This is a genomic window from Bacillus sp. JJ1764 (assembly GCF_036962145.1).
Classification (GTDB): Bacteria; Bacillota; Bacilli; order Bacillales; family Cytobacillaceae; genus Neobacillus.
On record NZ_JBALNY010000051.1, the window covers coordinates 1 to 5,047 of the forward strand.

At 45.7% G+C, this 5,047-nt stretch carries 7 protein-coding genes; all 7 read left to right on the forward strand.

Going from position 1 to position 5,047, the window contains the following annotated elements; translation table 11 throughout:
• Window positions 1–905 (forward strand): ATP phosphoribosyltransferase regulatory subunit (locus V7083_RS08350; protein ID WP_335477002.1); only part of this gene is annotated, 905 nt, incomplete at its 5' end.
• On the forward strand, window positions 905–1,543 hold the full coding sequence (gene hisG / locus V7083_RS08355) for an ATP phosphoribosyltransferase (protein ID WP_335477004.1): 639 nt from the start codon (window positions 905–907) through the stop codon (window positions 1,541–1,543). The genes V7083_RS08350 and hisG, both read left to right, overlap by 1 nt.
• A 1-nt stretch (window position 1,544) precedes the next feature.
• The gene (gene hisD / locus V7083_RS08360; protein WP_335477006.1) at window positions 1,545–2,822 is read left to right on the forward strand and encodes a histidinol dehydrogenase; all 1,278 of its coding nucleotides are present in this window, start codon (window positions 1,545–1,547) and stop codon (window positions 2,820–2,822) included.
• Between the two features lie 116 nt (window positions 2,823–2,938).
• Window positions 2,939–3,526: an imidazoleglycerol-phosphate dehydratase HisB gene (gene hisB, locus V7083_RS08365; RefSeq protein ID WP_335477008.1), complete on the forward strand. Its 588-nt coding sequence runs from the start codon at window positions 2,939–2,941 to the stop codon at window positions 3,524–3,526.
• Complete coding sequence (gene hisH / locus V7083_RS08370) at window positions 3,526–4,164, forward strand: imidazole glycerol phosphate synthase subunit HisH (protein ID WP_335477009.1); 639 nt, start codon at window positions 3,526–3,528, stop codon at window positions 4,162–4,164. Before hisB ends, hisH begins: the two co-directional genes overlap by 1 nt.
• Window positions 4,161–4,904, forward strand: coding sequence for a 1-(5-phosphoribosyl)-5-[(5-phosphoribosylamino)methylideneamino]imidazole-4-carboxamide isomerase (hisA, locus tag V7083_RS08375; RefSeq protein WP_335477011.1), 744 nt, complete (start codon window positions 4,161–4,163; stop codon window positions 4,902–4,904). Before hisH ends, hisA begins: the two co-directional genes overlap by 4 nt.
• Window positions 4,905–5,047: HisA/HisF-related TIM barrel protein (locus V7083_RS08380; RefSeq protein ID WP_335477069.1), on the forward strand; the 143-nt coding region annotated here is incomplete at its 3' end.

Genomic DNA, 5,047 nt, shown 5'->3' on the forward strand with positions numbered 1-5,047 from the left:
GGGTGGCAGCGTCGAAGCTTTTGGAAGAGGATGTTCCGGTACGCTTAGCCTATTCCGCCAATGTATTTCGAGCCCAGCAGCGTGAGGGTGGCCGACCAGCGGAATTTGAACAAATCGGTGTAGAATTTTTAAATGATGAAACGATCTCATGTGATGGCGAGGTCATTGCCTTATTGATATCCTCCTTAAAAAAAGCAGGTTTGACTGATTTTCAAGTATCCATTGGTCATATTGGTTTCTCTCAGGAATTATTTATGCAGATCCTCGGGACAAACGGCCGGGCAACAGCTCTACGGAAATTTTTATATGAAAAAAATTATGTCGGTTATCGTGAAAATGTATATTCATTTAATCTCTCGACAATTGATAAACAAAGGCTATTAAAGCTTCTGCAATTGCGTGGTGGAGAAGAGGTCCTTGAACAAGCTGTCGAGATTACGGAGAACAATAAAGGAAAACAAGCGATCACAGAACTCCAGGAGCTTTGGAAGGTGTTGGAAGACTATGGAGTTCAGGAACATGTGCGGTTTGATCTATCGATTGTCAGTCATATGAGTTATTATACTGGAATTTTATTTGAAGTTTATGCCGGAAGTGTCGGCTTTCCGATCGGTAACGGGGGCCGTTACAGTCTGCTTGAGAAGTTTGGCAAAAAGGCCAGTGCGACTGGGTTTGCCATCCGGATGGATATGCTTCTGGAGGCGTTGGGGGATGGCAAGTCGGAGACACCAAAACATTGTATCTTGTTCAGCCAGGAGCGGCGCAAGGAAGCCTTCCAACTGGCACAGGAGCTTCATGAACAAGGACAACAGGCAGTGCTTCAAGATATTACCGGTGTAAAGAATCTTGATGTTTTTACAAAAAAATTCGCCGAGACAACGTTTTTAATTGGAGGGCCACGGTAATGAAGAACATACTGACCATTGCGATGCCCAAGGGGCGAATTTTTGAAGAAGCTTTGAAATTACTCAAAAAAGCAGGCTACCGTTTACCGCCAGAATTTGATGATTCACGAAAACTAATACTGGATGTTCCAGAAGAAGGGTTAAGGTTTATTTTAGCCAAACCAATGGATGTGGCAACCTATGTGGAGCATGGCGTGGCTGATGTCGGGATTGCCGGGAAGGATGTCCTGTTGGAGGAAGAGCGCGATGTATATGAGCTGCTTGATCTGAAAATCAGTTATTGCTATTTAGCAGTTGCTGGTCTGCCCAATACCAAAATGAATGATGTGGCACCACGTATCGCAACGAAATATCCAAACGTGGCGGAAGCTTATTTTCGCGAACAGGGTGAACAAGTGGAAATTATTAAATTAAATGGCTCTATCGAGTTGGCTCCGTTAATCGGTCTGTCTGATCGAATCGTCGATATCGTCTCAACTGGAAGAACTCTGAAAGAAAACGGACTTGTTGAATATGAAAAGATCGCTGATGTGACGTCGAGGCTGATTGTCAATCCAGTCAGCTACCGGATGAAGGATACATTGATCGATGAACTGGTGGCCCGGCTCCATGAAGTGGTTTTTAGCGGAGGTGTGTAATATGAAGATACAAAAAGTGACCAATCTAGTTTCACTTAAACGCTCCATTGAAGCGGGGACTGCCGAGCAGGAGTTGATTGTAAAAAACATAATCACAGAGGTTCGCAAACGTGGCGATGAGGCCGTCAGATTGTTTACGGAAAAATTTGACCGTGTTCGGCTTGAGTCTTTTTCCGTCACAGAAAATGAGCTTGCAGAGGCCTATGAGCAAGTAGATGATGAGTTTCTGACCGTTGTTCGTGAAGCGGCTCAAAACATTCGCGTATATCATGAAAAACAACTTCGGCCATCATGGATGACCACTGAAGAAAACGGGACGATTCTTGGGCAGAAAATTACCCCTCTGGACTCAGTTGGAGTTTACGTTCCCGGCGGAACTGCAGCCTATCCTTCCTCCGTGCTAATGAATGTCGTTCCTGCAAAAGTGGCTGGTGTGAACCGGATCGTTATGGTGTCGCCGCCTGATGAGGACGGAAAATTACCTCCGGCAGTCCTCGTAGCTGCGAAGGAAGCAGGAGTAGAGGAAATCTATAAGGTCGGTGGTGCCCAAGCAATTGCCGCACTTGCCTACGGAACGAAGTCCATCACTCCTGTAGATAAGATCACCGGGCCGGGAAATATTTTTGTGGCACTTGCCAAACGTGAGGTATTCGGTGATGTGGATATCGACATGATCGCCGGCCCTAGCGAGATTGCTGTTTTAGCGGATGACACAGCACGTGCGGACGAAATCGCCGCTGACCTGTTATCACAGGCCGAACACGATCCAAGAGCATGCAGTGTTCTCGTTACACCGTCGGAGAAATTGGCTGAAGTGGTTGCAGCAGAAGTGGAAAAGCAATTGGCATTACTACCTCGAAAGAAAATTGCCAGTCAGTCGATTCGAGATTATGGTGAAATTTACATTACAGCTGATATGGAAGAAGCAGTGGAGGTCGTGAATCAGTTAGCTCCAGAGCATCTTGAGGTAGTGATAGAAAACCCAATGGAGTTGCTTGGAAAGATTCGTCACGCAGGTGCAATTTTTCTGGGCCGTTATAGTTCTGAGCCTGTTGGCGATTATTTTGCCGGTCCAAACCATGTTCTGCCAACAAATGGGACGGCTCGGTTCTCAAGTCCGCTAAATGTGGATGATTTTCAGAAGAAATCCAGCGTGATTATATACGGTAAACAGGCGTTACATGAAAATGGAGCAAAGATCGCAGCCTTTGCGCGTATGGAAGGGCTTGAAGCCCATGCCCGTGCGGTTGAAATTAGATTAGAAAACGATAAAAAATAGGGTACTTGCGAAAAACGGCATTTACTTGCGTTATAAATTAGTTTACTTGCGAAACTTAGCCTGTTACTTGCAAACCGAACCAAATTCAATATGCAAAAATCAAGGAGGATACCCTCATGGAACGAGTTGCTCGAATACAAAGAAATACAAATGAAACCAAAATTCAGCTGGCATTTGATGTTGATGGAGAGGGGCGCTCTGAACTCGACACAGGCGTACCCTTTCTCACTCATATGCTCGATTTGTTCACGAAGCATGGTCAATTTAATTTATCTGTTGATGCTAAAGGGGACATTGAGGTGGATGACCACCATACTACTGAGGACATCGGGATTTGTATAGGTCAGGCCTTAAGAGAAGCACTCGGTGACAAAAGAGGGATTAAACGCTATGGAAATGCTTTTGTTCCGATGGATGAGGCCTTAGCTCAGGTGGTTGTTGACCTCAGTAATCGACCGCACCTCGAAATGCGTGCTGAATTTCCGGCGCAAAAAGTTGGCACTTTTGATACTGAACTGGTGCACGAATTTCTTTGGAAATTGGCGCTCGAAGCCCGAATGAACCTGCACGTGATTGTTCATTACGGAAAAAATACCCACCACATCATTGAAGCGATTTTTAAAGCATTAGCCCGTGCACTTGACGAAGCAACTACGATTGATCCTCGGATCAAAGGTGTCCCGTCCACAAAGGGGATGTTGTAATGGCGACAAGCACCAAGATTGGGATCGTTGATTATGGCATGGGGAATTTATTTAGTGTAAGCAAGGCGCTCGAACGTTTGGGTGCGAACTATTTTATCTCGGCTGACCAGAAGGAGCTGCTTGCAGCAGATGCCCTGATTCTTCCGGGGGTTGGAGCCTTTCGTGACGCGATGGAACGGCTGCCTGTGGACATGCTAAAAGGATTTGCCTCTTCAGGGAAACCGTTGCTGGGAATTTGCTTGGGCATGCAGCTGCTGTTTGAAAGCAGTGATGAGAACGGATTGACAAAGGGATTGGGCCTTCTCCCAGGACATGTTCGCCGTTTTTCTGGAAAAACCGAAGCAGGTGAGCTTTACAAAGTTCCGCATATGGGCTGGAATAAGCTTGAATTTGTGAAGTCCTCTCCACTTCTAGAAAATCTTGAAGAAGATTATGTGTATTTTGTTCATTCGTATTTTGTAGATGCGGCTGAATCCGATGTTCTTCTTGCTAGAGCCGATTATCATGAACAAGTGTCAGCGGTTGTCGGGAAAGACAATGTTTACGGCATGCAATTTCATCCGGAAAAAAGTAGCCGGCTTGGGATGGCACTGTTACACCATTTTTTAAAAATTGTAGAAAAGGAGGCGGTAAAATGAGTTTCACTTTATATCCGGCGATTGATATGCGCGGTGGAAAATGTGTCCGCCTTCTCCAAGGAGATTATGGGAAGGAAACGGTTTACGGGGATTCGCCCTATGATATGGCAAAAAACTTCGCGACAGCAGGTGCAGCTTGGATTCATATGGTTGATCTTGACGGGGCAAAGGATGGAAAGCGAGTCAATGATCGATTCGTTATTGAAGCTGCGTCCAAATTGACCAATGTGAAAGTACAAATTGGCGGTGGCATTCGCACAGAGGAGGATATCCTTCATTATTTGGAAAATGGGGTAGACCGGGTTATCATTGGCAGCATCGCAGTGTCACAACCGGAGTTTGCGATTGAGATGATAAAAAAATACGGCGAAAAAATTGCCGTTGGGATTGATGCAAAGGACGGCTATGTAGCTACACATGGTTGGCTGGATACCAGCAAAGTCAAAGCAGTGGATCTTGGTAAACGTTTCGCTGATGCCGGAGCGGAGACATTTATTTTTACCGATATTGCAACAGACGGCATGCTGTCGGGGCCAAATATTGCCGCGGTAAGTGAACTGGCAATAGTAACAGGGAAAAATGTGATTGCATCTGGTGGGGTTAGTAGTTTAGAGGATCTCAAGAATCTGTCTGCAGAAAAGGGAATTAGCGGTGCTATTGTTGGCAAGGCCCTATACGAACAGCGTTTTACTTTAAAAGAAGCATTAACACTGGTTGGCAATCAGACAGAGGTGAGATAAATGACATTAACGAAACGAATTATCCCCTGCCTTGATGTAAAAGAAGGGCGAGTAGTCAAGGGGATTCAATTTGTTCAGCTTCGCGATGCTGGGGATCCGGTGGAGCTGGCGCGTTTTTACGATGAGCAAGGGGCTGATGAGCT